The sequence below is a fragment of the Prochlorococcus sp. MIT 1300 genome (assembly GCF_034092375.1).
In the GTDB taxonomy this organism is placed as follows: domain Bacteria; phylum Cyanobacteriota; class Cyanobacteriia; order PCC-6307; family Cyanobiaceae; genus MIT-1300.
Map to the genome: position 1 here is coordinate 1,051,760 of NZ_CP139302.1, position 26,932 is coordinate 1,078,691.

At 42.3% G+C, this 26,932-nt stretch carries 31 protein-coding genes; 9 read left to right on the forward strand and 22 right to left on the reverse strand.

From position 1 onward, the window contains the following. Positions 1 to 5: 5 nt before the first annotated feature. From SOI83_RS05570 to SOI83_RS05585, 4 genes are all read left to right on the forward strand, one after another. Entirely contained in the window at positions 6 to 1,892 is a 1,887-nt protein-coding gene (locus tag SOI83_RS05570; protein WP_320675623.1) for a TolC family protein, read from the forward strand. A 6-nt stretch (positions 1,893 to 1,898) separates the two neighbouring features. Then, entirely contained in the window at positions 1,899 to 2,726 is an 828-nt protein-coding gene (locus SOI83_RS05575; protein WP_320677673.1) for an inositol monophosphatase family protein, read from the forward strand. Between the two features lie 193 nt (positions 2,727 to 2,919). After that, positions 2,920 to 3,798 (forward strand): YihY/virulence factor BrkB family protein, encoded by an 879-nt coding sequence (locus SOI83_RS05580; protein WP_320677674.1) that lies wholly within the window; start codon positions 2,920 to 2,922, stop codon positions 3,796 to 3,798. A 197-nt stretch (positions 3,799 to 3,995) separates the two neighbouring features. After that, positions 3,996 to 4,349: a hypothetical protein gene (locus SOI83_RS05585; RefSeq protein ID WP_320675625.1), complete on the forward strand. Its 354-nt coding sequence runs from the start codon at positions 3,996 to 3,998 to the stop codon at positions 4,347 to 4,349. Between the two features lie 15 nt (positions 4,350 to 4,364). Here SOI83_RS05585 and xseB read toward each other — a convergent pair whose 3' ends face one another. The 8 genes from xseB to SOI83_RS05625 all read right to left on the reverse strand — a co-directional run bounded on the left by xseB (position 4,365) and on the right by SOI83_RS05625 (position 9,579). Beyond that, entirely contained in the window at positions 4,365 to 4,610 is a 246-nt protein-coding gene (gene xseB / locus SOI83_RS05590; protein WP_320675627.1) for an exodeoxyribonuclease VII small subunit, read from the reverse strand. A 65-nt stretch (positions 4,611 to 4,675) separates the two neighbouring features. After that, positions 4,676 to 5,833 carry an exodeoxyribonuclease VII large subunit gene (xseA, locus tag SOI83_RS05595; RefSeq protein WP_320675629.1) on the reverse strand — a complete coding sequence of 386 codons (1,158 nt, stop codon included), beginning with the start codon at positions 5,831 to 5,833 and terminating at the stop codon, positions 4,676 to 4,678. After that, on the reverse strand, positions 5,823 to 6,014 hold the full coding sequence (locus SOI83_RS05600; protein WP_320675630.1) for a hypothetical protein: 192 nt from the start codon (positions 6,012 to 6,014) through the stop codon (positions 5,823 to 5,825). The genes xseA and SOI83_RS05600 overlap by 11 nt, the downstream gene beginning before the upstream one ends. Before the next feature lie 134 nt (positions 6,015 to 6,148). Continuing rightward, positions 6,149 to 6,295: a high light inducible protein gene (locus tag SOI83_RS05605; RefSeq protein WP_320675632.1), complete on the reverse strand. Its 147-nt coding sequence runs from the start codon at positions 6,293 to 6,295 to the stop codon at positions 6,149 to 6,151. A gap of 127 nt (positions 6,296 to 6,422) precedes the next feature. Continuing rightward, positions 6,423 to 6,806 (reverse strand): hypothetical protein, encoded by a 384-nt coding sequence (locus SOI83_RS05610; RefSeq protein WP_320675634.1) that lies wholly within the window; start codon positions 6,804 to 6,806, stop codon positions 6,423 to 6,425. A 55-nt stretch (positions 6,807 to 6,861) separates the two neighbouring features. Beyond that, complete coding sequence (locus tag SOI83_RS05615) at positions 6,862 to 7,128, reverse strand: DUF2973 domain-containing protein (protein WP_320675636.1); 267 nt, start codon at positions 7,126 to 7,128, stop codon at positions 6,862 to 6,864. Between the two features lie 442 nt (positions 7,129 to 7,570). Next, positions 7,571 to 7,732, reverse strand: coding sequence for a hypothetical protein (locus tag SOI83_RS05620; RefSeq protein WP_320675638.1), 162 nt, complete (start codon positions 7,730 to 7,732; stop codon positions 7,571 to 7,573). Between the two features lie 119 nt (positions 7,733 to 7,851). Further along, positions 7,852 to 9,579 (reverse strand): ABC-F family ATP-binding cassette domain-containing protein, encoded by a 1,728-nt coding sequence (locus SOI83_RS05625; RefSeq protein ID WP_320677675.1) that lies wholly within the window; start codon positions 9,577 to 9,579, stop codon positions 7,852 to 7,854. A gap of 77 nt (positions 9,580 to 9,656) precedes the next feature. On the opposite strand from SOI83_RS05625, the gene SOI83_RS05630 reads away from it, so the two are divergent. After that, positions 9,657 to 9,848 carry a hypothetical protein gene (locus tag SOI83_RS05630; RefSeq protein WP_320675639.1) on the forward strand — a complete coding sequence of 64 codons (192 nt, stop codon included), beginning with the start codon at positions 9,657 to 9,659 and terminating at the stop codon, positions 9,846 to 9,848. Here the strand turns inward: SOI83_RS05630 and SOI83_RS05635 are convergent. Together SOI83_RS05635 and SOI83_RS05640 are read right to left on the reverse strand one after the other, a co-directional pair. Further along, the gene (locus SOI83_RS05635) at positions 9,826 to 10,056 is read right to left on the reverse strand and encodes a hypothetical protein (RefSeq protein ID WP_320675640.1); all 231 of its coding nucleotides are present in this window, start codon (positions 10,054 to 10,056) and stop codon (positions 9,826 to 9,828) included. The two genes, SOI83_RS05630 and SOI83_RS05635, sit on opposite strands and share 23 nt — an antisense overlap. 34 nt (positions 10,057 to 10,090) lie before the next feature. Continuing rightward, positions 10,091 to 10,450 (reverse strand): hypothetical protein, encoded by a 360-nt coding sequence (locus SOI83_RS05640; protein WP_320675642.1) that lies wholly within the window; start codon positions 10,448 to 10,450, stop codon positions 10,091 to 10,093. A gap of 156 nt (positions 10,451 to 10,606) precedes the next feature. Here SOI83_RS05640 and SOI83_RS05645 point away from each other — a divergent pair, with 156 nt between their 5' ends. Next, positions 10,607 to 10,903 (forward strand): ribbon-helix-helix domain-containing protein, encoded by a 297-nt coding sequence (locus SOI83_RS05645; RefSeq protein WP_320675643.1) that lies wholly within the window; start codon positions 10,607 to 10,609, stop codon positions 10,901 to 10,903. A gap of 13 nt (positions 10,904 to 10,916) precedes the next feature. Here the strand turns inward: SOI83_RS05645 and SOI83_RS05650 are convergent, their stop codons facing one another. The 5 genes from SOI83_RS05650 to SOI83_RS05670 form a co-directional block, all read right to left on the reverse strand. Then, on the reverse strand, positions 10,917 to 12,056 hold the full coding sequence (locus SOI83_RS05650; protein WP_320675645.1) for an anhydro-N-acetylmuramic acid kinase: 1,140 nt from the start codon (positions 12,054 to 12,056) through the stop codon (positions 10,917 to 10,919). Between the two features lie 4 nt (positions 12,057 to 12,060). Further along, positions 12,061 to 12,765 (reverse strand): TrkA family potassium uptake protein, encoded by a 705-nt coding sequence (locus tag SOI83_RS05655; RefSeq protein ID WP_320675646.1) that lies wholly within the window; start codon positions 12,763 to 12,765, stop codon positions 12,061 to 12,063. Between the two features lie 24 nt (positions 12,766 to 12,789). Next, positions 12,790 to 14,193: a TrkH family potassium uptake protein gene (locus SOI83_RS05660; RefSeq protein WP_320675647.1), complete on the reverse strand. Its 1,404-nt coding sequence runs from the start codon at positions 14,191 to 14,193 to the stop codon at positions 12,790 to 12,792. A 103-nt stretch (positions 14,194 to 14,296) separates the two neighbouring features. Next, complete coding sequence (locus SOI83_RS05665) at positions 14,297 to 16,123, reverse strand: SLC13 family permease (RefSeq protein WP_320675649.1); 1,827 nt, start codon at positions 16,121 to 16,123, stop codon at positions 14,297 to 14,299. Positions 16,124 to 16,204: 81 nt separating this feature from the next. Beyond that, positions 16,205 to 17,374: an NAD(P)/FAD-dependent oxidoreductase gene (locus SOI83_RS05670; protein WP_320675651.1), complete on the reverse strand. Its 1,170-nt coding sequence runs from the start codon at positions 17,372 to 17,374 to the stop codon at positions 16,205 to 16,207. Positions 17,375 to 17,505: 131 nt separating this feature from the next. Between SOI83_RS05670 and SOI83_RS05675 the strand changes: the two genes are divergently transcribed. Together SOI83_RS05675 and SOI83_RS05680 are read left to right on the forward strand one after the other, a co-directional pair. Next, positions 17,506 to 18,249, forward strand: a complete 744-nt coding sequence (locus tag SOI83_RS05675; protein WP_320675652.1) for a phosphoadenylyl-sulfate reductase — start codon at positions 17,506 to 17,508, stop codon at positions 18,247 to 18,249. Positions 18,250 to 18,275: 26 nt separating this feature from the next. After that, a complete protein-coding gene (locus SOI83_RS05680; RefSeq protein ID WP_320675653.1) occupies positions 18,276 to 18,968 on the forward strand; it encodes a type III pantothenate kinase in 693 nt (230 codons plus the stop codon). On the opposite strand, the gene bcp is transcribed toward SOI83_RS05680, so the two are convergent. Next, entirely contained in the window at positions 18,938 to 19,405 is a 468-nt protein-coding gene (gene bcp, locus SOI83_RS05685; protein ID WP_320675655.1) for a thioredoxin-dependent thiol peroxidase, read from the reverse strand. The two genes, SOI83_RS05680 and bcp, sit on opposite strands and share 31 nt — an antisense overlap. Before the next feature lie 2 nt (positions 19,406 to 19,407). On the opposite strand from bcp, the gene SOI83_RS05690 reads away from it, so the two are divergent. Continuing rightward, positions 19,408 to 20,067, forward strand: a complete 660-nt coding sequence (locus SOI83_RS05690) for a 4'-phosphopantetheinyl transferase family protein (RefSeq protein WP_320675657.1) — start codon at positions 19,408 to 19,410, stop codon at positions 20,065 to 20,067. A 57-nt stretch (positions 20,068 to 20,124) separates the two neighbouring features. Here SOI83_RS05690 and SOI83_RS05695 read toward each other — a convergent pair whose 3' ends face one another. From SOI83_RS05695 to sufR, 6 genes are all read right to left on the reverse strand, one after another. Continuing rightward, entirely contained in the window at positions 20,125 to 22,326 is a 2,202-nt protein-coding gene (locus tag SOI83_RS05695; RefSeq protein ID WP_320675658.1) for an AAA family ATPase, read from the reverse strand. A gap of 33 nt (positions 22,327 to 22,359) precedes the next feature. Continuing rightward, positions 22,360 to 24,009, reverse strand: coding sequence for an alpha-D-glucose phosphate-specific phosphoglucomutase (locus SOI83_RS05700; RefSeq protein ID WP_320675660.1), 1,650 nt, complete (start codon positions 24,007 to 24,009; stop codon positions 22,360 to 22,362). A 5-nt stretch (positions 24,010 to 24,014) separates the two neighbouring features. Next, complete coding sequence (locus SOI83_RS05705; RefSeq protein WP_320675662.1) at positions 24,015 to 24,215, reverse strand: hypothetical protein; 201 nt, start codon at positions 24,213 to 24,215, stop codon at positions 24,015 to 24,017. After that, a complete protein-coding gene (locus tag SOI83_RS05710) occupies positions 24,206 to 25,303 on the reverse strand; it encodes a DUF4912 domain-containing protein (protein WP_320675664.1) in 1,098 nt (365 codons plus the stop codon). Before SOI83_RS05710 ends, SOI83_RS05705 begins: the two co-directional genes overlap by 10 nt. A 339-nt stretch (positions 25,304 to 25,642) precedes the next feature. After that, on the reverse strand, positions 25,643 to 26,023 hold the full coding sequence (locus SOI83_RS05715; RefSeq protein WP_320675667.1) for a hypothetical protein: 381 nt from the start codon (positions 26,021 to 26,023) through the stop codon (positions 25,643 to 25,645). 4 nt (positions 26,024 to 26,027) lie between these two features. Next, on the reverse strand, positions 26,028 to 26,666 hold the full coding sequence (gene sufR, locus SOI83_RS05720) for an iron-sulfur cluster biosynthesis transcriptional regulator SufR (RefSeq protein WP_320675670.1): 639 nt from the start codon (positions 26,664 to 26,666) through the stop codon (positions 26,028 to 26,030). Between the last annotated feature and the right edge of the window lie 266 nt (positions 26,667 to 26,932).

The window sequence follows — 26,932 nt, forward strand, 5'->3', positions numbered from 1 at the left end:
AAACAGTGCCGAGGATTACTGCAAAAAACCTCTTCGTAGTTGCGAGCATCCTGGCTCAAGGGATCCAAAGTGCTCGGGCAGAAGAAGCTATTAAACCTTTACCCCTTCCCATAACAGATGGACAAACGGCCACTGAAAAAGCTCAACCCAAAGAATTAACTTCCCTCCAGGAAGCTACTGAGAAGGAACCTGCTATCACCAAAGCCTCAGAAACTACTCCCTCCGCTCGATCTAACGAAAAAATAACTCCTAAAACAATTCACAGTACTCTTGAGCCATCTCTTTCTAGCAAGCCTTCTGAAGCCAAAACAAAAACCATAAAGAAACCTATAACCTCTAATTTAAAACCTGTCGAAATAAAAAAAACATACTTGAAGCTACCCAATACTAAAATTAAAACCTTTGGGAATGACTTAGACGTACCAACCTTGCCAGGCGATGTAAAAGTCAAGGAACTTCGACCTCTTTCACTCACACAAGTCGAAAAGTTAGTAGAAATAAATAACCCTAGGCTACAAGTTTTAGAAAACCAAGTTGAACAAGCTAAATCATTATTATTGGCCGCTATTTCATCTTGGTACCCAACAGTCAATCTCACTGCAAATGGTTTACCACAATATCTTTCATCAGATCAATATAGAAATCCAAAGTTCACTGCAAAAACAAAGTTAAACCCTGAAACAGGAGAGTCTGAAGCTATTCCTTTTACTAAAAGTAGTCAATGGAATGCTGCATTCTCAGTACAAGTTAGATGGAATCTAATTGATCCAGCTAGAGTTCCAGCAATTGCGGCAGCGAGAGATTCATATGAAAAAGCAAGAGATGCATACATTGTCAATCTTCGTGAGCTTCGTCTAGAGGCAGTTAGTCAATACTTTCTACTACAAAGAGCCGATGAAGGGGTTCGAATAGGCAAGCAATCTATGCGAGCCTCATTAGTAAGTATGAGAGATGCAAAAGCTAGATACAAAGCAGGAGTTGCAGCCAAGCTTGAAGTACTTCAAGCTGAAACACAATTAGCTCGAGACAAACAACTTCTTACAAGAAAGCTAGGGGATCAACGCATAAGCAGAAGAGCTTTGGCCAGCCTGCTAAATCTACCTCCCAGCATTACACCTACTGCAGCATCCCCAGCTGAAGTTATAGGTATTTGGCAGCCATCATTACAAGAAAGTATCATTGCGGCTTTAAACTATAGGGAAGAACTTGACAGTTTAAGGCTAGAAGTTTCTATACACAATAATAATGCCAATGCTGCACTTGCCGCCGCGCAGCCTACTCTAAGCATTGTAAATACCTTTAGTTCTAGTAGATTTAAAGGCCAGCAAGGTATTGGCACGAATGATTCTGTAGATATGGATGACTATGGGTGGAGCGCAAGTAACACAATAGGGCTTTCCGCGAATTGGAATATCTTTGATGGTGGGCGTGCAAAAGCACTTTATAGATATAACAAGCAAAAAGCCAAAGAAAGCAAGGCTAACTTTGCTGCAACTACAAACAATATTCGCAAAGCAGTTGAAGAAAGTTTCTTTCAACTGCAAACCGCTAATCAAGATATAGAAACCATGACTCGAGAAGTACTTGCTTCAAGAGAGTCATTAAGACTAGCTAGATTACGTTTCCAAGCAGGCGTCACAACACAACGAGAAGTTGTCAATAATCAACGTGATTTAACACAGGCAGAGGTACGCTATGCAGATGCAATAACGACTTACAACACTAGTCTCGCCCAACTACGACGAAGGACTGGGTTAGATGAATTTAAACTATGTAAAAGTGAAAAACTGCCTACAGAAAAACCTGAAAGCAATGATTTAAATTCCTTACCAATAGAACCCTTCCCAGTCAAGCCAGCTTGTCAAGCTTCTGTTTTAAATGGAGAGGGATAAATCTATATTGTGCCTGCAATTCTAAACTCAACTCAAATAATAGAGCTCAACAAGCTTCTAGACCTAGTGGCCGAACGTCAAAGGCAAGACTTTGGACATATAGCGTCTGACACTAAACCCGATGGAACTTTAATTACTGACTGTGATCGATGGAGCGATAAGACATTAGTGGATGGACTTCAAAGAATTACGAATAATGAGGAAGGTGTGTTGAGTGAAGAAGGGTGTCAAAAAGTACCTAAGTCAAAAGCATTTTGGGTAGTCGATCCATTAGATGGAACAACAAACTTTTCTGCTGGTATTCCACATTGGGCCATTTCTGTCGCACGTTTTATTGACGGAAAGCCGCAATCAGCCTTTTTAGATATTCCTGCTCTTCAACAAAGAATTTTTGCTGTACGCAATCAAGGTGTTTGGTTAAATGGTACTCAGCTTGATCTCGCCAAGAAAAGTAATTCAAATTCTGGGTGTATATCTATTTGCAGTAGATCAATACCTATGCTTCAAAGAAAATCCAATCAACGTTTTCCAGGCAAACTGCGTTTAATGGGAGTCGCCAGCTTAAATCTGGTAGGCGTTGCCATAGGCCAAACCTTTGGAGCGATTGAGGCTACCCCCAAGATTTGGGACCTTGGCTCTGCATGGCTGATTTTAAAAGAACTGCAATGTCCTATCAAATGGTTAAAAGCAGATCCAGGCAACATTGAATCAGGCCAAGAATTATCACAAGCAAGTTTCCCTGTGGTGACTGCAAGTTCCTCAGAAAAGCTAGAGCTTTTACTACCTTGGGCCCAAGCAGTAATCGAAAATCAATCGTTTAGTCAACGGCCTTAAACATCAAAACCCTACTTTGTCATGAGTCTTAGGTAAGCTCCAATTGCTCCAACTTGAGTAACCCAAAAAATCATCTAAGGTAGTTAACTTACTTATTTAAATATTGCTTTTATCTCGCTAGCCTTTAGTTATAAACATTGTTGAAAAATCTAGAGTGGGATTTCGCTGGAGACGTCAATTTCAATGGTTGGTTATGAGTTTATGGCGTGCTTACGAACGTTGGACTCGCTGTGACTGTGTAGACCTCAGTGCGGCCTTTGCCTATTACACCCTTCAATCCTTCTTCCCAATCTTACTAATCTCCCTATCCGTAGCGTCATGGTTCCTGGGACGACAAACAGGACTCGACCAAGAAATTATTACCTACACAGCACAAGTTCTGCCTCCTTCTGTAGTTGGATTAGTAGATACAACCTTAGCGAAACTTGTAAATCAAGGTTTTGGGGCTGGATTATTAGGTGCGATTTTTCTCATGATAACTGCCGGCAATGCATACCTAACACTTCAAAGAGGAACTGATCGTCTCTGGGGTGACGCGCTGCCAATCCAAACAAAACCTTCCCCCTGGAAAACACAAGCTTTCAGATTCATAAGAAGCCGAATAGAAGCCTTTCTTGTAGTAATACTGATCGGATTACTAGTAGTCATTGACCAATTAAGTGCAAATATACGCATGATCCCTGGAGCAGTATTAGAAGACCTCAGCAACACATCCCCTTGGGTAGCTGCATTGTTAGCCAGGGTTCCTGTCCTCGAAGTAGGTCAATTTATTATTCCTTTATTAGGCCTGTCAGGCATGGCTTTATTACTCCAAGCCTTACTTCCCAGCAGACGTGTCCCTCTAAGGCCTCTTATACCAGGTGCATTACTTATTGGCACACTCCTGACAATCCTCAATCTCACTGTTAGTCGAAGTCTGCTTTCATTAGGTTCGCGCTTTCAAGCATATGGATTTATTGGTGGTGTACTAGTACTCACATTATGGGTATGGATGATAGGAGTAATTGTTTACTTTGGACAATGTTGGAGCATAGTTCTCGCTAGCCATAGAAACTCAAGGGTTATGAGCTGAAGCAATTAAAAATCAAAAATACTTTTAGCAAATTAATCTCATGGTATATCTTGTTCTGCTCGTAAAAAGACCTTCTTAAGGTTAAGAGCTATTGTATTCCTAAAAAGGAATTGTCAATCAACCGTTCTATTGTGATTAATATTTAGGCTGATCTCAAAAAACTGCTTCAAGCTTATAGCCCAAATTGCAATATTGAGATGGGAAAACCCTCTTCGCTGCTTTGGTTAACACTCTTTTTTCTCCTACTTCTGCCAACTGCCGCAGGAAGAATCCTTCTTGATTTAGCAGGGGGGGTAATGCTCATACTTTTAGGCTTACCACTGCTGCTAGCAGGCTTTGGATGGATAGGGTGGCGGATCCTGCAATCAAAAATGGTCACTTGCCAGGCTTGTGGTGTAACAACATTTCGGAATTCAGATAAATGTCCTATTTGTGGGTCAGCAGTTTTGGAGGTCTCAAAGCCTCCAAAAAAAGCTTCAAATCAATCCATTCCTGCAAGCTCCGTCACAATTGATATATCTGCTGAAGATGCAGGAAAAGATATAGATTAAAGTCAATTCACAAGTTTAACTAGAATTATTTTCATTAAGGTTGACCTCCACCAATTCCTGCTCTACAGAGTCTAATAATTCTTGGCAATGTGCAAGATAAGCTTTTCCTTGAAGATAATGGGCCTGAAGATCTGCCAAAGGGACTTCATCATTCTGTAGTTTAGAAAGCAAGGTATCTAGTTCTCTTAATGAATCCTCAAAGGAAAGTTCCTTCAATTTTTTTCGCCACTGATCTAAATCTTTCTGGACTTTAGATCTCAAGTTTTCTGCATTCTGATTATCAGTTTTATTGTTTCTTCTATTTGATTGTGATAAATCAGACTGTTTCACTGTACGGACCTCTCTGAGTGAATTAATTCCGTTCGAGCATCTACGGATCCATTACTTAACTGAATGTTCAACATCTCTTTAGGGGATATATCATGCACATCCTTTATAGCGTTACCTACATCATTCCTGACAATTGCAAAGCCTCTCTTTAACCACCGAGAGGGAGAATTGGCTTCCAATAATTGAGATTTCTGGTCCAAGAGCACTTGCTTGCGATTAAGAGTATTTAACGGAGCCTGCTCTTGCCACAGCAAAAGACGGTCTTTCAAGTGCTGCTGCTCTCTACCAATCAACCAATGGCAATGATCTGAAAATCTTGCCAACCTTTGCAGCAATTGAACCCGAATGGCTTCTTTATTGGGAAGAATCGCCGTAATAGCAGCAGTAGGAGTTGCCGCGCGGTAGTCAGCTACAAGATCAAGCACAGTTAAATCATCCTCATGCCCTATTCCTGTCACAACAGGAATAGGGCATGAGGCAATTGTTCTGCAAAGGTTGGGATCATCAAATACCACTAAATCCTCCCTACTGCCGCCACCTCTTGCTATGACTATCGCTTCAACACCTAATTCCTCATAACGCTTGAGGAGATTGTTAAATACCGATTGTATTTGCTTAGCAACATCACCTTGCACTGGAATAGGTACAAGACAAAGACGAGTTAAAGGCCACCGGTCTTGTGCCGTACGCAACATATCAGCCAGTGCCGAACTTGGGACACTAGTCAAAATTGCAAGAGAGCTGGGAAATTTTGGGAGCACACGACGTCTATTTGAATCAATTAACCCCTCTTGAAGTAAAAGAGTTTTAGATACTTCAAATTGCCTTAAAACCGTCGAAAGAGTTGGACGAATATCAAGAACCTGCACCGACAAAGTAGCTCTGGCTGCCCAAAAATTCAATTTGCCAACTACAACTACACCATCCCCTTCAATTGGACGATAACTTAGCTGTTTGACTCTGGAGGACCAAACCACAGCAGAAATAGTTGCCTCTCCATCACTCAGAGTCAGCCAAAGATGCCCTTTCTTCAGTTGAGCCTGGCTCACTGAAGCATGCACCAAAAAACGTGGGGCAAAACCACGGTCCAGCAAAGTACCAATTGCTGCATTCAGCTCAGCAACTGAAAAATCAGGTAAAGGTTCAGCGTTCAAGACGTCTATAGGCGAGCCACCAATAAATACATATCAATGCACTAAAAGCACTTAATGCCTGGCCCCAGGAATGATCAATTTGAGTTGAAGCTATAGCCAGAATCAATAGCCCTGTACTTAACATTCTCGCCCCATCACGCCGATTCTTAACAAAAAACTTTGCCAACAGAAAAGTGCTCAATCCTTTATCCACTCTCGCCCAAGAAGTAGTCAATTAAAAAAAAAACTGAGCGGAAAAGCTGTAAGAGCTAGAAAAAGTAATAAAAAACTCTTACCCAAACACTCATAAAGGGGTCTCTATCTAAAAATCAGAAGTCATCCCAAACCCATTTGCACCAATATGCCCTGTCCAGTAAGCAATTCTGTGCCCAGACCAATAATGATTCCCATCATCGCTAATCGCCCATTCCAAGTCTCAGCAAAGTTAACAAAGCCAAAACGTGGTTGATTTTCCTGACTCATAAAGCTCTCCAAGAGTGTTTATTGATCTAATCAAGCAATACTAGAAAAAATCTTCCTAAAAAAGGATTGACACCTCAAAAAAGTGTTATTCCATTAGCAATAGAAAATTTTTGAGGTGTCTGGATATTCAGCGAACATGCCTAGTGCCATCCACGGGATGGTAATCCTCACCGGTGAGTTCTTCATAAATAATTGCAGGCAAACCAGTTTCAAACATTGTTTGCAATGCTTCCTTAAGCAACGGATTCCATCCGCCAGTGCTTACCTTTCCATGCCGCACTGTCCAATCCCAGGTTCCCTGGAGATCTCTTGGAATTCTGCCTTCTCGATCTCGCCTAGCTACCAAATCCAAAGACTCAACTAAACCAACCTGTATTGGTTTCTTGCCATAAGCAGGGGTAAGACTTAACTCGAGCCGAACGGGATCTTCCTTGAGAAGTTTGAGCCGAAACCTTGGAGGCAATTTCACAGCCCTAATTACTGCAGCAACGATTCGTGTTCTTTGATCCAAAAGGCCTCTCCCAGCTAATCCTATTGATGCCTTCTTTAAATAATATCTACTGAACTCATTCAGTAGGTTTTTCTTCTGAGTGAGGAGACTCGTTCTCTTCTGAAAATCTCACGGTTAAAAGCTCCTCATCCGTAATCCGACCTTCTTGATCCAAGAGTTCCGGATGAATTGTTAAGCGACCAGTGCGATCACCTTTTGCATTCCTTCCCCCAGCAGGTGAGCCTTTCTCCAGCGCAAAGCCCCGACTCATCACACGAAAGGCTTGCCACAAAAGGATCAAAACAATAGAGGCATACAAAAATGGGAAAATAGTTCTCAGCATGAATTCACAACCAATTAGGACCAGAAGCGCTCAGATCACTAGCAAAGTTTTATTCATCATTACCTGCTATGGAGAAAACTTGCCGCATGAAGCATCAAGGTTTCATGAAGAGTTAGCCCAAAACCAACAAAGTCCTTGCGAGAAGGAGCACTTGAACATTGTTGTAAAAGTTATCACGTTCAAGCAGTTGCAAAGCCTATGGAAAACGAACCTAGAAGGGGAAAGTTAAACACAAACCCTCTGGCGGAGCATCTATTCAATGGCTAGTGAAACTATATGGCTCTAAGCCGATCAATCCTGTTAATTAAATAGTGAAAAAATTTGATTAATAGGATTAGTGGTAAAAAAGAGTTTTGAAAGATATCAATGTTCTCTTGAATGACAGCAATATTAATCATATTTAATTTTCAATTCACCAAATAGCGATTAGGCATCAAGAACTTCAGTCGTCAGATTCACGCAATTGCTCAACGCAACGAGTAATACACTCACCATCATCCAAAGAGCAAGTCGTAATGCACTCAAAATAAGTTTCCACCGCATCCCATGCCTGTTCCCTGCTCTGGCCATGGTCAATCGAAATAGCGTTGGAAGAGATATTCATCAAGGCCAAAACTCAACTTTGTCAGCCTATGCAAACTTTTTACACAGGTAAAGAAAAATGAGTCTTACTGCCTAATCGATTGTTAAGTTTTTCCAGTGAAGTTAAGAGATTTAAACGATTTAAACTCCCTTTGCCCTCTTGTGAGCCTTTCTTTTCCTCTGGCTGTCGCGCCTTGCAAGACGTTTGGCCTCTTTAGCCGCAAGAGCCAACTCTTTCTCCGCTGCTAATCGTTCTTCTAACTTTTTCTCCTTGTAGTAAGAATAGTCGCCCCTATATAAAATCAATTCACCGTCTCTCAATTCCACAATTCTGTTGGCAACTCGAGAAATAAAGTAACGGTCATGGGAAACAATTAATGCTGCTCCCTCGTATTCTCTAAGAGCATCTTCCAACATCTGCTTTGCCGGTATATCTAAATGATTAGTTGGCTCATCTAATAAGAGCAAATTACAAGGTTTTACAAGCATCAAAGCCAGAGCCAATCGTGCCTTCTCTCCTCCACTTAAATTGCCGACTTCCTTAAAAACATCATCTTTACTAAAGCAAAGATTTCCGAGCAAAGATCTGACTTTTGTTTGCGTCCAATCAGGTACCTCCTCAAACATTGTATCAATCACAGTTCTATCAAGGTTTAAAGCTTCAGCCTGATTTTGTTCGAAATAAGCAGGAATCACATTATGGCGACCCAAGGTAGCTTTGCCCTCATCTGGCTGTTCTAGGCCCATCACTAAACGCAAGAGGGTTGATTTGCCTGATCCATTAGGACCTATAAATGCAATTCTGTTACCTACTTCTACCTCTAAATTGGCACCCAAAAACAAAATCTTATCATCATAACTATGTGTTAGATCATCTATCATAACAACCTCACTCCCAGACCTTGGAGCTGGCAAAAATTTAAAAGAAGGGCCGGACAGCTCACCTTCTGGAGCCTGAATCCTCTCAACTTTTTCAAGCATCTTTTCACGACTCTTTGCTTGAGTACTTCTCGTCGCACTGGCCCTAAAACGATCCACGTATGCCTGTTGAGTCGCAAGATCCTTCTGTTGTCTCTGAAATGCAGCCTGAGTCGCCTCAGCCTCAATATCTCTCTGCTCAATAAATGCTGTATAATTACCTAAATAAGTACGAGAGATGCCTCTCTCCGTGCTCACTATTTGCGTGCATATGCGATCAAGAAATGCTCGATCATGGCTAATGATTACCATGGCTGAGTTTTGCTCTAAAAGGTAATCTTCCAACCATTGAATTGCCTCTAAGTCCAAATGATTAGTTGGCTCATCTAATAAAAGCAAATCAGGCTTCTGTAAAACTATCTTGCCTAGTGCAATCCTCATTTGCCACCCACCTGAATAGTCACCAACGACCTGATCAGCCTCTTTAGAAGTAAACCCAAGAGTTGGCAAAACCTTTTCTACCTGAGCTTCTAACTCATAACCATTAATCGCCTCAAAGCGACTTTGAATAGTTCCTAGATCTCTAATTAATTGATCTAAATAGTCAGTATCAGTTTGCGCTTGTTCAGATGCCATATCCTGCTCAATTTTGTGCTGTTCATCAAGTAAATGAGCAGCCTCAGAAAATGCTCTAAATAATTCATCTCTAACAGTTTTAGAAGGATCTACATCAAACTCTTGCTGTAAATATGCAATCCGAGGACACCCATTCCTAACAATTGATCCACTAGTAGCTTCCTCTAAACCTGCAATAAGCCTCAATTGTGTCGTCTTTCCTGCACCATTTGCACCCACCAAGCCAATTCGATCAGACGCCTTCACCTCCCAAGTCACCTCACGCAGAACTTCACTGGTGGGATAAATCTTGCTAATACGCTCAAGTCGCAGCACTGGAAATTGGAAACAAATAAAGATCATCCAGCTTTGAATAGAGGCAAACTGGAAAAGCCCATACCGAATCTTCGGCCATGGTGAGACTGGAACAAATTACTGCTTTGGTTTTAGCTGCAGCCCTAGCTATCCCCAGCTATTGGTTTTTCTGGAGCTTGGCCGGAGGGGGTGGTTATGACAGGAGGAAAAAACAAACTCAGTCAATGGAAAATGGTTTGATTCAACAAAAACAGCCCCAAAAATCACTTAAAGGCCTCCTCGAGCCTTAATCAACCACTGCTTGGTCTCTCCATCATCAAGGCTTGCAAGATGAGCCTTAACTTCGTCAGGGGTCACAGGGAGATCAAGAGCACGTCCTAATTCACATATAGATCGGATCGCTCCCTGAGGGTCCTGAAGCGCTTGACGGAAGAGAGCCTGTGTATGCGCAGGATCTTCTTGAATACGACGATAAAGCTCTTTGGCATTAGTGCTCATATCAAAAAGCGAAATAAGAAATGCTATTCATAAACTATGCAGCATCTGAGTGAAGAAATTGCATTTCGGAATTTTGAGTGTTGTCGATATCTCCATTACCCAATGCAGATGCATCATCCATACTTCGCGCATCCATGCATAACACTTTCCTCAATTCTGCAAAGTTAGCTGCCTGAGAAGCCTTTCCATCCTTAACAGCACCATATTCTGCTCGTTGCAAAATATGGTGAAGATGGGTGAGCAAATAGGTACTGACAACAGCAGAAATCAAGACATCGCTCTTCTGAGGTGATCTGCTTGTACGGCGACGTCGATAACCAGAGCTTGTTTTTTGCTCATTGGATTTTGAGGGCTTTGGCCTTTTAGCGGAAGGGAGGCTTGGCTTAGCAGACATGGAAAACTCCTTTTGGAAGACCCACTGGTAGTTGACTTGTCAAACGCAGTTCACCAGTTGAACTGCGAAGCGATTAACAATGAGAAAAGCATACTCCTGGATACTACCCTTGCACATGTCTGTACACTAATTATTAACCGTTACTTTTTTAGGGTCGTGGCCACCCGCCAAACATCGTCCAACGGAAAACCCAAGTCGCCACGAGTTCAAGTTGTGCTGCCCGAAGATCTGTGTAATCGATTGGCTGCCTTAGCAAGCCTGGAATCTCGTACAGTTAGCAATATGGCAAAAGTACTAATACAACAAGGAATTCAGCGGTATGAGCAGCAAAACGTTGCTCCTCTACATCAGTCATATCCACAAAACACTGAAGTCTTCCGATCAGCTCTTGAAGCACAGCAGCCCAAAAGGCTTCAAGGCGCACCTCGCAGACTACGCCTTCACCGTCCATAACCAACCCTGGAGATTAAACAGGGTTAACTCGAATACCTAGAACTGCAGAGCGAGAAGCCCCCGTTACAGAAGCAAGGTTTCCCTCATATTTCAACATGTGCCACCAAGCCAATAAAGCAAATGCAAGAGCCTCCCGAGCCGTAGAAGGAATCCCAAACTCTTCAATGGGTCTAATCCTTGTACCTAAACAGCGACGGCGCAATTGATGAAGCAAAATTGGATTCCTTCTACCGCCACCAGAAATCAACATTTCATTTGGTCGAACGAAATTTCGTATAGCCCAACGATTGAGATCCTGCGCCACAATTGCAGCAGTAAAGGCAGTAAGTGTGGCAATCAGATCTTCCTTACCAATAGAAAGATTCCTTCCCAAACGTTCTCGCAAATCCAGAACCCCAAATTTTTCTCTGCCAGTTGATTTCGGCGGAAGTTGCTGAAAGAAAGGTTCCAAAAGCCATTTCTCTATTAACTCTTCGTGCACAATGCCTTTCGAAGCAATTAATGCATCTCGATCAAATTCAAGGTCGCCATTAGTAAAATATTGAACTGCCAAATCAATAAGACTGTTTGCTGGCCCACAATCCCACCCCATTACTGAAGCCCGACAATCAGGCCCTGTACAAGGTGGTATCAAAGTGAGATTTGAAATCCCACCCAAATTCAATATTCCTCGCCAAAACTGCCCCCTTCCCAACAATGCTTCATCAGCTTTAGGGACCAGCGGAGCTCCTTGACCTCCCAGAACCATGTCTGCTGATCGAAAGTCATATACGACTGCTTTATTCAATAATTGAGCAAGCAACTGAGCATGAAGAATTTGCAAGCTGGCGCCTCGCGAAGATTCCCCAGGGGGTCTATGCCAAACGGTTTGCCCATGACACCCAACAAGCTCATAGTTACTTCGAGAAGCACATTTATCTGCCGCATTGGCCTGTACTTCCGTAACAGCCTCTGATAGCTCAAGCCAATCACTGCTACTGAGTCTCTGCCCTTGACCAACCTCAACTATTGTTTTTCTAAGACTGGCGGGATAAGAAGTGAAAGCAAAATCGAGTATTTCCCAATTAGGTCTTGCAGGAGATCCACTGAAATAAGCAAGAACTGCATCAACACCATCAGCACTGGTCCCACTCATCAACCCCAGAACATGCATAAATTCAGGTCTGAGGCAGTTCTTGGAGGTCTTCCATCAGTCCCATGACTACAAGTACATAATCTGGCTCTAGGACATAAGTTGCAGGCGGATTAACTGTAAGTCGATGTGTAGGACCAGCCGCCAAAACATTGACCCGATAATTTTTTCTCAAATTGAGATCACGCAAAGAGCGACCGACAAACAAATCAGGCACTTTTATTTCATCAATGCCTGTCTCATCATCAAGTTCTAAACGCTCAATCAAATTCGGCCTAACCAGTTCAAGGCCCAAACGTTCACCTTGCATTCTTGAGGGGAAAACAACCCTATCTGCACCAACCCGTTTCAACATCTTTTCATGCAAATCGCTCGTAGCCCTAGCAATTACCTGCCTCACCTTCGTCCCTGAACTGTCTTTGGCGATAAAAGTGGTTGTAATGCTTGCTTCGATCGGCTCGCTAATACCAACAACCACTGTTCCCATCTCGAGAACTCCAGCCTCACGCATGGACTCTTCATCAGTGCTATCAACAACTCTGGCTTCGATTGCAGGTTCAAGTTGACGCAACTCCTCAATAGCCCTTTCAGACGAATCAACAGCTAAAACTTCAGCACCATTTTGCAAAAGCTCTCTGCAAACAGCACTTCCAAAACGACCAACCCCAACGACGGCAAAGCCCAATTTGTCTGAGCCTGGTTGGGGTGACCATTGCCACCATTGACTCATGAGCTCTCCTCACTCAACAAAAACTTACACATAAATATCCTCCCTGGGGTAACCAATACGATTCTGATGATGCAATTGGTCTCTATTCAAGACTTCCCATATAGCACTAAGCAATAAAAGGATGCCCAGTCTTCCTACAAACATTCCCACAACTAAAACCAGCTGACCAACATGTCCTAGCTGTCCCGTTACACCTACATCAAACCCAACAGTTGCAAAAGCAGAAATGCAGGTGAAAAGCATCTCTAAAAAAGAAAATGACCTTTCATCTCCGAGGTTGCTTGACATACCTAGGAGTAATGCCATCAACAAAACAAACAAAAGTGAGCCAACTGTTATCCCAACAGCTTTCAAAACAACCTTGTCAGAAATTTGACGCTTTCGAATAATTACATCATCTTGAGCTCTCAGTGTTGAGCGTGTTGCAGCCATCAAAGCTGCCAAAGTCGTTGTTTTTATTCCTCCACCGGTCCCTCCAGGACTTGCTCCAATAAACATCAAAGCCATTAACAACAACAACCCAGAGTCTGAAATACTCTCAATTGATAAAGGCATATTGGTAAAACCAGCTGTTCTAGCACTGACTGACTCAAAAAAAGCAGTTGTTAGTCTTTCAGGCCAACTAAGCGACGAAAAGAAATTCCCATGACCTAAAGATTCTGTAACCAAAATACCAAATGTTCCTATCATGATTAATAAAAAAGACGTATGAATTACAAGTCGAGTATGAAGGCTAAGGTTACGCAAATTAAGTCGGCGTCTATTGCTCCATAAATCACTCGTAACTCGCCAACCCAAGCCCCCTAGGATTATCAATGAAATAATCACTATGTTCACAACCGTATTACTCCTATAGTTTTCCAGACTTCCACTAAATAGACTAAAACCCGCATTATTGTATGCAGAAATACTGTGAAACAGCGAAATCCATAATCTTTCACCTGGATTAGATATATTGTTAAAGCCAAATGAATAAAGAGTTACAGCACCTAATAAGATAAGAATAGCGGCTGTTATAGCAATTCCTCTAAAAGTTCTTCCTACTCCTCCAACACCGAACTCATCAAGAGTTTTCCCTCGATCTAAGCGACATCTAAGCTCTGTACCGCGAACAACAAACCCTTGCAAAAAAGTTGTAATGGCCATTAAGCCCAGGCCTCCAATAAGTAACATAATTGCTAAAACAACCTGCCCCAAAAAAGTTAGGTCATTACCCACATCAATAACAGATAAGCCCGTAACAGTAACTGCAGATGTGGCAGTAAAAAGTGCTTCCCACAAGCCAACCTCTGGACCAGAACAAAATGAAGAGCTCAAAACAATAGTGCCTAAAATTATTACTAATAAGCCCGTGACGACAGTAAACTGAGGGACCGTTAAACGCCGGTGCCAATGTTGAGTTCGATAAACAGCTCTAGGTAAAGGCAACGGTTAACACCCATTTGGCTGCAAAAGATAGAATTCCTTCCATAAGCCTGACCCAGGAGAAACTTGATTAATTATTAGAAACACACTCATCAGTTTATTACGTCTAGGAACTTGCATATCTCCAAAGTATCAAAGCAGGGATCATTAGAGTCATCAAAACAGTCAAGCCTGCCCCATAACGAGTCACATCTAAAAAGCTATAACGCCCTGGGCCAAAAACCATCAAATTAGTTTGATAGCCCATAGGGGTTAAAAATGATTGGCTAGCCCCAAATAAAACAGTTAGCAAAAGTGCCTGTGTAGGCAAGTTCAATCCTGGTGCCAGCTGGATGGCAACAGGAACTAATAATGCAACTGATGCAGCGTTACTAATTACTTGGGTACATAAAGTTGTAGCCAAAAAAATCATTAACAAAGCAGTATAAGTTGGCCAACTATTCAAACCATTCAAACTCTCTGCCAATGCATCTGATAGAGCTGTTTTTTGCATGGCAACGCTAAAGCTTGTAAGGGAACCTAATAAGAGAATTACATCAAGACGAATGGAACGTTGAACTTCTCCAGGCGGAAGACAACCCCCAGCAACCATCGCTACAACCGCAAGTAAAACTGCAGCGACTAGAGGCAAAGGGGTCAGAGTGGGCACCGCCAACATTGCCAAGGCAATGGAAATAGCGAGAGGTTTGCGACGAACAGTAGGAAGGTCATTTTCTAACTGATCCAGTACCAAAAGATCGTTGCTGGCCTGCAGACCACGAATCGAATCCATAGGCGCTTGTAGCAGCAAAACATCGCCTTCGCGCAATACAGCCTGACCCAATCTTTCTTGAACGGTCTGCTGACCCCTGCGAAGAGCAAGGACTGTCGCGTTATGACGTTGTCTAAAGCGCAGCTCGCGCAGGCTAGCCCCTGCCAAGGTCGAGCCTGCAGGTAGAAGTACTTCTACTGTTTTCTGGCTCTCGTCAATATCATCCGACAAAGAAAAATTTGTGAACTTATCTCGATCATGACTGGCAAGCTGCACCGTATGTTCTTGCTGAAGTCTTAGAAGATCTGCACGAGTGACACGTAACAACAAACGATCTCCAGGCTCTAATCTGCGATCTGCAAGTGGAGGAAGGAGTCTCTCTTTTCCTCGTTGAAGTTCAAGGACATCTACGTCAAAACGACGCTGTAAACGACTGTTGTGCAATGAATGCCCTACTAGATGAGAGTCGGCAGGTATTGTCACCTCCGTGAAGTAGCCAATCTGATCTCTACGGCCTCCTAAGTCATTACTATCTCTACCTCTATCAGGCAAAAGAGACTGCGGTGCAAACAAAAGATAAGTCGCTCCAACCAACCAAATTGGGATACCAATTGATGTAAAGCTAAATAGCTCTAGGGGAGCTTCGCCCAACTGCTGGCTGATATCACTCACTAACAAATTCACCGAACTACCAAGCAGCGTGAGTGTGCCACCAAGTACGGTCGCAAATGACAAAGGTAGAAGTACTCTTGAAGGCGATATCCTCCGTCTATTGCACCAGGCTTCTATGACCGGTAGCAAGGATGCAACCATTGGTGTATTAGGTACAACTCCTGACACTGGAGCCACCACAAACCCAAGAAGAGCAATCAAACGTCTTGGGGAAGAAATACTATCCGATGCAATTAATTCACGTAAGCGATCCAACGCACCACTACGAAACAAGGCAGCCGACACTGCAAAAAGTCCCATCAAAGTAATTAACGCAGGACTACCAAACCCTGCCAAACCCTCAGCAGGTGTAAGAACCCCAGTTCCTATTAATAAACCCACACTTAAGAGACCCGTGAGCTCTGGCGCTATTACTCCACTAACAAAAAGAACAATTGCAAGACCAAGAACAGCAAGCGTTAAAACCTGAGCAGCATATGGACTTTGGTAAAAATCAATTAGGTCAAACATGCACCTTCCTAAGTAAAAGCGTCTGATTCCCCCTGTTTTTTGGCCGTACTTTCATGATCGATCAAACAAAATGAACCCGTTTTAGTTACCCAGCAACCAAGCACCTGCCGAACGCAACCCCAACGAAATCCTAGGCAACCTTGTGAGGTAGGTCATCCGACGAAGTTGATAAGCAAGAGGCCCAGCAATCGTCATGCCCATGCCTGTAATCGTTGCTTCACCCATGCCCAAACTAAGCATTTCCCCAAAGTCCTTATATTCAAATGCCTCAGGTTCATGACCTAAGCGCATTGCCATCAGGATTTGCGCAAGTGCTTCTCCCTGCTGTAAAGCCACCTGCGCGGTAGAAGGACAACAATGCTCTTCGTTATATGAAACGTCACCCAAAGCAAAAATATCCTCAAAACCCAATACCTGAAAATATGAATTAATGGGCAAACGAGAACCTTTCAAAGCAACCTCATCTTTGAAAAAAGGAATAACCGGACTATTCCCAGCCGTCCAAATAACACCACGATGCATCAAAGAAGAAATAGAAGATTGTTCTGGTTGTTCACTTTTTAATTCCACCAAGCTAGAAGTAACCGATATAACTCTTGTACGCAGGTGAACGGTAATACCACGCTGATTGATTGCCCGCTCTGCTTGTTCTTGATTAAAGGCCTTTGCATGTGGCAAAACCCTATCGCCAAGCTCTACAAGATGAACCTCTGCAGCACCCTTAAGAAGATCTACCAATTTGCATGCTAATTCAACCCCAGTAGGTCCTGCTCCAACAACTACGACGGCCTGAGAAGAATCCGCTTGCTGCTTAAGCTCACGAATTCTGAGACGCAACGGCTGAATATCATCCAGACCATAAAACATAAAGGCATTTTCACGAACTCCATTCACTCCAAAATCACTAGATTGTGCTCCAGTAGCCAATACAAGCTGGTGATAGCTAACCCTTACTCCACTACTTGTTTCTACTGTTTTCGAAACACTATCAATCGCTTCTACCTTGTCTTCCAACAAAGCTATACCTTGATCAACTAACAATGAAGAAAACTTGGGAGCCACCTCCCACTGTTTAAGCTCACCACTTAACAGTTCATACAACAATGGTAAAAAAACAAATCGTTGACGTGGCTCAATCAAAATTATTGGAGGGCGAGGTCGGCAGCGACTAAGTGCAAGTGCAACTGTCAGCCCACCGAAACCACCCCCTACAACAACTACTGGCCTGTTTTTTGATGATTTAATTCCCATTGCCAATGCAAAATCACCCCGAGCGTGCCTAAACGTTAACCAAAATCAATGGTGTGACGGCATTAGAAAATAGAAGAAGGCCGATCACTCTCTAACAACTTCATCACTAAACCCCCTTCACAAAGAAACAAATGGAAGTTCCATTAAAAGTACCTCTAAAAAAGGCCAGAGCACATTTGGAAGGACTTACAGCACAAGAAAGAATTAAATGGGCAATCGACGAATTCGGCCAAAATTTTGCCTTAACAACCAGCTTTGGGATCCAATCCTCCGTTCTTTTGCACATGGTGAAAAAGGTGCAGGGAAACGCAGTTGTTCCAATTATTTGGGTTGATACAGGTTATTTACCCGTAGAGACCTATCTATATGCTGATCAACTTACACAATTGTTAGACCTAAAAGTCACAACATTTCAAAGCCAAATCTCCCCTGCTCGCATGGAAGCATTACATGGAAAACTGTGGGAAACAAACTCGGTAGAAGATCTTGAGAAATATCATCTACTGCGCAAAGTTAAGCCAATGGAACAAGCTCTTAATGACTTTAAAGTGCACTGCTGGGCAAGTGGCGTAAGAAGTTCACAAACAGACCTGAGGAAATCAATGACACATTTAGATCCACTTCGAGGCCGCCTTTCTCTAAGACCACTTCTTGATTGGACACCTAAGGAAGTCTTTTATTACATGGAAGAACATCAACTCCCACAACACCCGCTCTTTGAAAAAGGATATTCAACAGTAGGGGACTGGCATTCGAGCGCTCCGGATGGCAGTGACACATCAGGTCGTCAAACGCGTTTTGGTGGCCTTAAACAAGAATGTGGCCTTCACGTGCCAGACGTTATGGGTGAAGGCTTGATGGGAGAAGGAATCTGACTTCCTCTATTACCAAAAGCTGCCTATTGATTGGTAACAGTAGATGGCATTGGGCTGAACTACGTGATGGGCAATGGGCCTATCAACACAAAGAACCTAACCCCACAAAACTTAAATCATTCAACTTCTCGACATTGACCTGGGCAGCAGTAGGAGTAATACCAAACAACATTAATCTTCCTATTAGGAATAAATTAGCCATCACTGATGTGCCCTTAAAGGAATTACCTTCTTGGATTGGCATTGATAGAGCCCTGGCCAGTTGGGGAGCACTTATAAGAGCAAAATCATTAAAAACAACCTTCACCGGCTTACTCGTTGCTGATGCTGGGACAGTACTAAGTATTACAAGAATCACTCAAGATGGCTCTTTTTTAGGAGGCCAATTGGCAGCTGGCTTTCGCCTCCAACTGAAAGCTATGTCAACAGGAACTGTACAGCTCAATGATCCCGGGAATGGAATAATCATGGACAACCCATTTCCTTCTAAAACCGAAGAAGCAATGAAGCGTGGTTCTCTTCAATCTCTAATTGGAACAATAATAGAGGCACAAAAAATAGCAAATCTACCTCTATGGCTATGCGGTGGAGATAGTGAGCTTTTATTCAAGGCTCTTAGGCACCAAGGTATTGAGGTACATCATTATCCAAACCTTGCCTTAGAAGGCATGATTGATATACAAAAGAATTATTCAATACCTAAGTCTGAAAGAATTTGATTGGCCATGATTTCTGCTTTGACCTTTCTATAAATCACCTCAATTTTTCCTTGTACATCAACCACAAAAGTATGTCGCATCATCCCCATATATTCGCGCCCCATAAATTTCTTCAAGCCATAACTTTCATAAGAGCTAGCAACAGGGCATGGCTCCTCATCGGTTAACAAAGTCAATGGTAGTCGATGCTTGTTTATAAACTTTGTATGAGAGGCAGCTGCATCTTTACTAATTCCAAGAACCTGTATGCCATTAGCATCAAACAATTCCCAACGGTCACGAAAATTACATGCTTCTTTAGTACATCCCGGCGTGTCATCCTTTGGATAAAAATAGATCACGACCCTTTGTCCCAATAAAGATGAAAGCTTCACCAAATTTTCATCCTGATCAGGAAGCGTGAAATCCGGTGCCAGGTCTCCTACTTGAAGGTTCATTAATGCCCGAGAAACTAATTAAAAGAAGCGTACTGGCATTGTGGTTATTTCCAAAGGTTGAACAGCTTTTGCCCATCAGTTCCGCAGAAGAGCAACTCGCCAATGAGCTCCCTACCAAGCGAGCACAACAATTCAGAGTCTCCCGCGGATATCTACGAGATGCCATGGCTGATCTTTGGCAAATTGACGCTCTTACGGTTCCCATCTATGCCCCACCAGGGCAACCACCTTTACTAGAGAAAGGATGGGGGCATATCAGCATGAGTCATTGCCAAGATGCTTTTTTGGTTGGCTGGTCACATAAGAAGATAGGAATAGATATAGAGCGAACAGACAGAAAAATCAAAAATACACAACTTATTAATAGATATTTCTCAAAAAGTGAGCAAAGATCAATTCTTCATCTACAAGATGAAGAGATCAATCGTTTTGTATTAAGGCATTGGATCACAAAAGAAGCATGCATTAAATGGCAAAGGAGTTCAATTGCTAAGGACTTCTCAAATTGGGATTGGGGGAAAGACTCTGACACCGCCAAACACAAGCTAGACAAGCATCATCTCAGAATTCATCACCTCACTCATCACAAATGGAATATGGCAATTGCATATTCAATCAAAGAAAGAATGCAGGGGCCAATGCTTTGCGTGAGTTCAAATTAAAAAAAATGGTGTGCAAGGAAAAATATTTCTGAGAGTTCAAGATTAAGAATTCTATTTCTAAGCCATAGATCCCAAGATCAATTGATGAGTTAATTTTTGAGGAAGTCTACTCCCATATAAACCACGAACAACTCCCCGCAAGATTTCAATTTCGGAAGACAGTAAATCTTTATCTAGAGATTTGCGATAAGCCTCATTACAATCAAGCCATCTCTTTTCTAAATATCCATCTATTTCCAAAGAAAGATCTTCCTGCCATTCTTCGATATTTATTATATTCCAACCTAAGTATTTTAATTTACCAAGAAAAACCTCCCTTTTCATACAAGATTTTAACCAAGCCTCTTCATGCTTGGATAGCCTTAATATTAAATCCCTAGACCCTGGATCTAATTCAATTTTTTTAGTTAATTCTAATAAACCCATTGCTATTCCAATAGTTGGATAACTCAAAAGGACTCTCAAGCCTGACTTGTCCAAGCATCTTCTACTAATAGCCGACCAAGCCTGATCGACATCAAAATTATTAAGGTCTTGATAAGTCAAGCGTCCTCCAACCCATTCAAATTTATGTTCCTTAGGAATATCTGACAGGTCGTCAATACCAGTCAATATCTGCGGCTGGAGAACAGAATCTAATAAGTCAAATTGGGCACTTAAACGTGTCTTTTCTTCTTCCCCCCTACAAACAATCATTACGCCTCCCTCTGGCACCTCTCTTAATGGGTCAAGAGACCAAAGAGCAGTTCCTTCACCAAAAACTAAAACTCTATCTGATCTTTTCCAAGATACTTTTGCCCATAAGCGTTGTCGAAGATAATGCAGTCTTTCTCCATTCAAGCTGAGTTGACGTCGTAACCATCTCTCCATATGGGGAATCCCAGGGCTACTACTTAAGAGGAAAGGATGTTCTTGAACTGATAACGCTGAGGCCGCAAATTGAGCTGCCCTTCGTTCAAGCATCTTTGAACGACGAAGTCCTTCCCATCCGCTTCCACCAGGCTTCCAATAAACCTCTCCTTGAAGGGCATCTGGTAAATATTGTTGTGCAACCCAATGTTCCTGAAAAGCATGAGGATATTTATAACCAACCCCATGACCAAAGGCTTCTCGATCTCGATTCCCATCCTTTAGATGTATTGGGACATCTTGTTTTTGGGCATTTCGCACTGTACACAAAGCTTCAAAAAAGCCCTGGGCACTATTACTTTTCTCTGCACAAGCCAAATACAGCGCTGCCTCCGTTAATAAATAAAGACCCTCTGGCAATCCAATTCGTTCAAAAGCACTTGCACAAGCTTCGACTACAACAACTGCTTGAGGGTCAGCCAATCCAACATCTTCTGCGGCTGCAATTAGCATGCGACGGAAAATGAAGCGAGGGTTCTCTCCTGCTTCAACCATGCGAGCCAACCAAAACATAGCCGCATCAGCATCGGAGCCTCTAAGGGACTTAATAAATGCACTAATAGTATCGAAATGTGCATCTCCTTGTTTGTCATACAAGATTGCACGCTCTTGAATAGATTCTTCAGCTATTGAAAGATCTATATATATCAACCCTCTCTCATTAGGAGCGGTGCTCTCAACAGCTAATTCCAAAGCATTTAACAAAATTCTTGCATCACCATTAGCAACATCAATCAAATGATTGGCTGCAGAATCAGTAACTTCTATTTCTCGGCAACCATATCCTGAATCCCTATCAGTAATTGCACGTAGTAAAAGCCGATGCAAATCACTAGTTTCTAGACTTTGAAGCCTAAATAGCCTGGACCTACTCAACAAAGCCTTATTGACTTCAAAGTAAGGATTTTCTGTAGTTGCTCCTATGAGTGTAAGGGTCCCATTTTCAACCCAAGGTAGTAAAGCATCTTGCTGTGCAGAATTAAATCTATGAACCTCATCTATAAATAAAATAGTTCTCAACCGATTACGTTCTAAACGTTGCTGAGCCAACGTTACTTCTTCGCGTAAATCCTTTACGCCTGCCAAAACAGCATTCAAGCTTGCAAAATGAGAGCGAGTATGACCAGCAATAATTCTCGCCAAAGTTGTCTTTCCTACACCTGGCGGTCCATGTAGTAACAAATTACCAACACGATCGGCAGCTATCGCCCTACGAAGAAGCCTTCCTTCAGCCAATATGGCTCCTTGACCAACAAACTCCTCAAGAGTTTTTGGTCTCATTCGATCGGCAAGTGGAGCGTTACTTTGCAGTTGTTTTTTTATATTATAAGAGAAAAGATCTTCGTCCAAAAGCTCCTCCCAAAGATTAAAAAAAGAATTAACTCAGGTGATTACTGTAGGTTTATCCATTCCTGTTCGTTGACCAATTTCAGCCAAGGCATCAATCTCCCTAATAAGATCAGAGAGGACTTCTTGAGGGTTACGAGAAAGATTTTCCTTATCCACCAAATACTTCTCAAGATATAATCTTAAGGTTGCTCCTTTTGTTCCTGTACCAGAAAGTCGCAACATAACTCGACTTCCATCTTCTAATAAAACTCTTAGGCCTTGAGCGCTAGTTATAGATTTGTCAACTGGGTCAGTATAGCTAAAGTTATCTGCCTTTTTAACTATTTTACCTGCAAATAAATTTCCTTCCAAGTTAGAAAGTAGTCCTTCCATTCGCTCATATAAACCATGTGCAACTTCTAATGGTATCTCCTCATAATCATGGCGTGAATAATAATGACGGCCATAGTTAATCCAATGAGCATTCATTATTTCTGCGACGGAACAATTCCTTTCGGCAAGGATTTGCAGCCAAAATAGCACTGCCCATAAGCCATCTTTCTCTCGCACATGATCACTCCCAGTACCAAAACTTTCCTCACCACACAGAGTGATTTGACCGGCATCCAGCAGATTCCCAAAAAACTTCCATCCAGTTGGTGTTTCAAAGCATGGAATATCAAGTTTTTTCGCAACTACATCTACAGCTGAACTGGTTGGCATAGAACGAGCCACACCAGAGAGACCCCTTGAATAGGCCGGGACCAAGTGTGCATTTGCAGCCAGAACTGCAAGACTATCGCTAGGATTAACAAAGCAGGCTTTTCCAAGAATCATATTTCGATCTCCATCTCCATCACAGGCAGCCCCAAAAGAATAACTAGAGCCATTTAATAAAAGATTCGCCAATTCATTTGCATAGGTAAGGTTTGGATCTGGATGTCCACCTCCAAAATCTTCTAAAGGCAAACCATTCCGCACAGTGCCAGAGGGAGCACCCAATATTTGCTCAAATAAACGAACAGCATATGGTCCAGTGACTGCATGTAGCGCATCAAATACAATTGGAAAATCTTGCGTTATTAGGTTACTAATGCGATCAAAATCGAATATACCTTGCATTAAATCTAGATAATCTTTCACACCATCAATCACCTCTACTTCCATAGCTCCTATCAAATACTTTCCAGGTGCATCTAATGAGATGGCAGGACATTCAAGGATAACGTAGTCTTCTAAATCTTTAGTACAATCAAAAATAGAATTAGTTAAAGATTCAGATGCTGGTCCGCCATTAGAGCCATTTACTTTTACCCCAAAATCTCCGTCCAAACCTCCTGAATTGTGACTAGCAGAGAGAATTATCCCACCAACAGCTTTTGTGGTCCTTATTAAATGTGAAGCAGCAGGTGTCGAAAGAATACCATCAATAGTTGTAATTACCTTCTTAAAGCCGTGTGCGGCAGCCATCCTCAGAATGATATCAATGGCGCGTCTATTGCCATATCTTCCATCACCCCCTAACACAAGAGTCCCGCCATTCACTCCATGAATAGTCCTAAATATCGATTCAACAAAACTCTCAAGATAGTGTGGCTCTAAAAACTGCTTAGTACTCTTTCTTAAGCCAGAGGTTCCTGGCTTCTGATCCTTAAAAGGAACATTGAACCGAATAGTCCTTGCAACGGGGTTGAAATTTTCCATAAGAATCAATGGGGCATCTCTGATGTTCGCAACATTGCCACGAACCAAAAACTACTAAGAATCAACGCCACCAACACACCCGCACCTATCCCTATGCGGACCATAATAAAAGGGACGACTAATGGGAAAAGAATCGCTCCTAATAGAGGAGTGGTCGCTACAAATGTCTTCAACATACTCAACTTAAAATCTGAGATTAAAACCATTCAGCCTGAGATTGTTCCTTAGGATTTGTATTATCTACAGGTGTGTCTCTCTGAAATTTCATCGTGATATTTCGCTTTTGAGAACCATCAGTAACCGTAGCCTCTATTGGATATTCCTGTTGACCATCTCTAAAAGGAACTTGCAATCTAAAAGTACCGTCACTAGAAAGAGGAACTTCTTCTCCACCAATAGTTAATCGTGCAGCAGGATCTGTTGCTCCATAAACAATTAATTCTGAATCTGCCACAAGCCAAAGAGACCGGTTCCTAGGCACAACACCACCAATGCCAGACTCATTACGACCACTAGCCCAAAGGCCAGCTCCTGACTGATTCAGTCCTCCTTCTGCAAATTCATGCTCCTGAAACTCTTCTGAGCCAACTCGAGTTTTACGATAATGACTAGTGGCACTTTGATAGAGCCTCTCGTGTAAGCCAATATCTTTCGATTCAGGAGTTGATGGAGTAATAGGGGCACTAACTGGGCTCGCAGTTGACTCCAAGCTAAACGGAACAAATTGATCCAATATTTGGCTACTTGGATGTAGGGATGGGACCTTGGCTACTGAAGAAAAAGCCAAAGAAATCCAAGTATTAGCTAAGCGATAGCCAAGTTCCACTCGATACTCACGATCACTCATTGGGATCGGCAGGTACCACTCTGTGTTATGGCTATCAACCTGAACCTCCTGAAGAGCATGTGGATGGGCAGTGCCATCAGTAATACCTGTGACATCTGACAAACGCAGACATAGGCGACTTGCACCTCTCGCTAAAGCTCGCTTGCGATCTGACTCAGAAATCTCCCAAAACACATATGACCACTCAGGATCTCTAGGAAGAAAAACAACTTTGCTCCCCCCTTGGGGATCGTTATAACCACCTAATTCAGGATCCTTTTTGGCTGGTGCCCTCCAAAACGAATTAAAGGAATGATCTACAGCATTCTTTTTTTGCTCAAGATTGAAGATCTCTTTTATTAAGGTCGCTTTGCTTTTACGACTATATAAAGACACTCCTAAATCACTAGCCTTATGGCGAAGCTGACGCAACGTTAAACGTGACAGGGTATTCAGCTCTTCAGTCACGTTTCAAGGCACTCCGTTTTTGTTCGGGATCATTGTGGAATACAACCATCTCTAGAAGCCCTAGTGGTCAGCATCTACTGACTCCAATGAAGTGCAAGAAGAGCGGGACTCAAATACCAAGGAGCCCAAAACGCCTGTGGGGCAAAGCTTTAGCGAGGAAACCAGTACAACAAGCATTTGTGCCTCTAAGCACATAATCGCGCATCACATCACAGCAACTGATCCAAGCCAATGCGATCCCGGATACCTTGCAAAGAAATCATTTTGAGATCTGATTTGGGAATCGTCAGTCAAGACACTCCATAGACAAGCAGAATTGCAAACTAACTTACAAACAAGTTAATTATTGAGAGCGTTCTTAAAAAGATGCCTAGAAGTTATTAAATCACTCAAATCAAGTTCTAATGGACTAATTGCATGGTCCGTGGCTATTAAATTTAGCTTTGCCGCAGCAACCTCTAATTGCTCTAGAAAAATAGGTATAAATGTCTTCTCTGAAGCAAATGCTGCTTGCTTCAAACACCACTCATAGCGTTCTCTACTGTTTGGCAAACTGCCTAAAGTCATTCCTTTCTCAAGTGCTATAGACTTAAAACAATTCAAGCAATGAGCGAGTAATCTTAAATAGTGCCTATCCATGAGAGGAAGATTTGTTGAATCAATTTTTTCCATCTCTTCCTCAGAAAGTGTGCCTTGATTGTGAGGAATTTTATTCGCCATTTACTTAAACTGGTGTGATCTGGAAGCCACATGAGTGTCCACATTCAATCCGCCAGTGAACTCTCTCAACCAAACAATCTGGAAAAGTCTGTCGAATCGTCTGTAATTCTTGGTCGCAAATAATAGGATGCTCTTTTGCAACATTCCTTATTGAACAATAAAATGCATTCATATACCAACTTCGCCCATCCTTTCCGGGTTCATATTCAGCTATATATCCTTCCTTACGCCGTAATTCAATTAACCTTGAAAGTCTATCACTAACAGTGCCAGAGCCTATTAAGCTCCTGTATTCATTTGCCTTATTAGAGGCTTGAGTATTCAATAAAACATTAATACTTTCAGGCGAAAATCTGGTTTTCATGGTGCGCAGTAAATCAACCACAAACCCCTCATTGCCTTCATAAAAATAATTATGTCCTTGCTTAGTAAGCTGCCAAGCATTGAATGGTCGCCCAGGCCCTTGAGAGACAATTGCACTCGATACAACAAAACCATCCTCTTCCAAACTACGAAGATGCCTACGCATAGCCTGAACTGAAACCCCTACAGCACCAGAGAGTTTTAAAGCAGTGCTTTCCCCCAACCTAAGGAGATGAGTCAATATTGCTTCCCGAGTGGGAGCTTGGCCCTTTGCGCGCATCAGGGTAAAAGATGTAAACAAAAACTAGCTCTTCCTAAAGGGTAAGACCTCAATAGACATAGCGAATGGTTATCTAAATAGAGAAATTCGTTTGATGTTCCGAGGTAAAAGACACCTAAACAAATCGACTAAAAACAAGTCAGCCTCTAGGTTCTTGAGAAACTAGCAAACTCAAAAAAAGATAGCATGTAGCAAGAGCTATCCATATTTTTCCGAAGTGACTACATAAGGGGCAGAATGACAAGGTCCCTTTTTTTGCAAGGCCC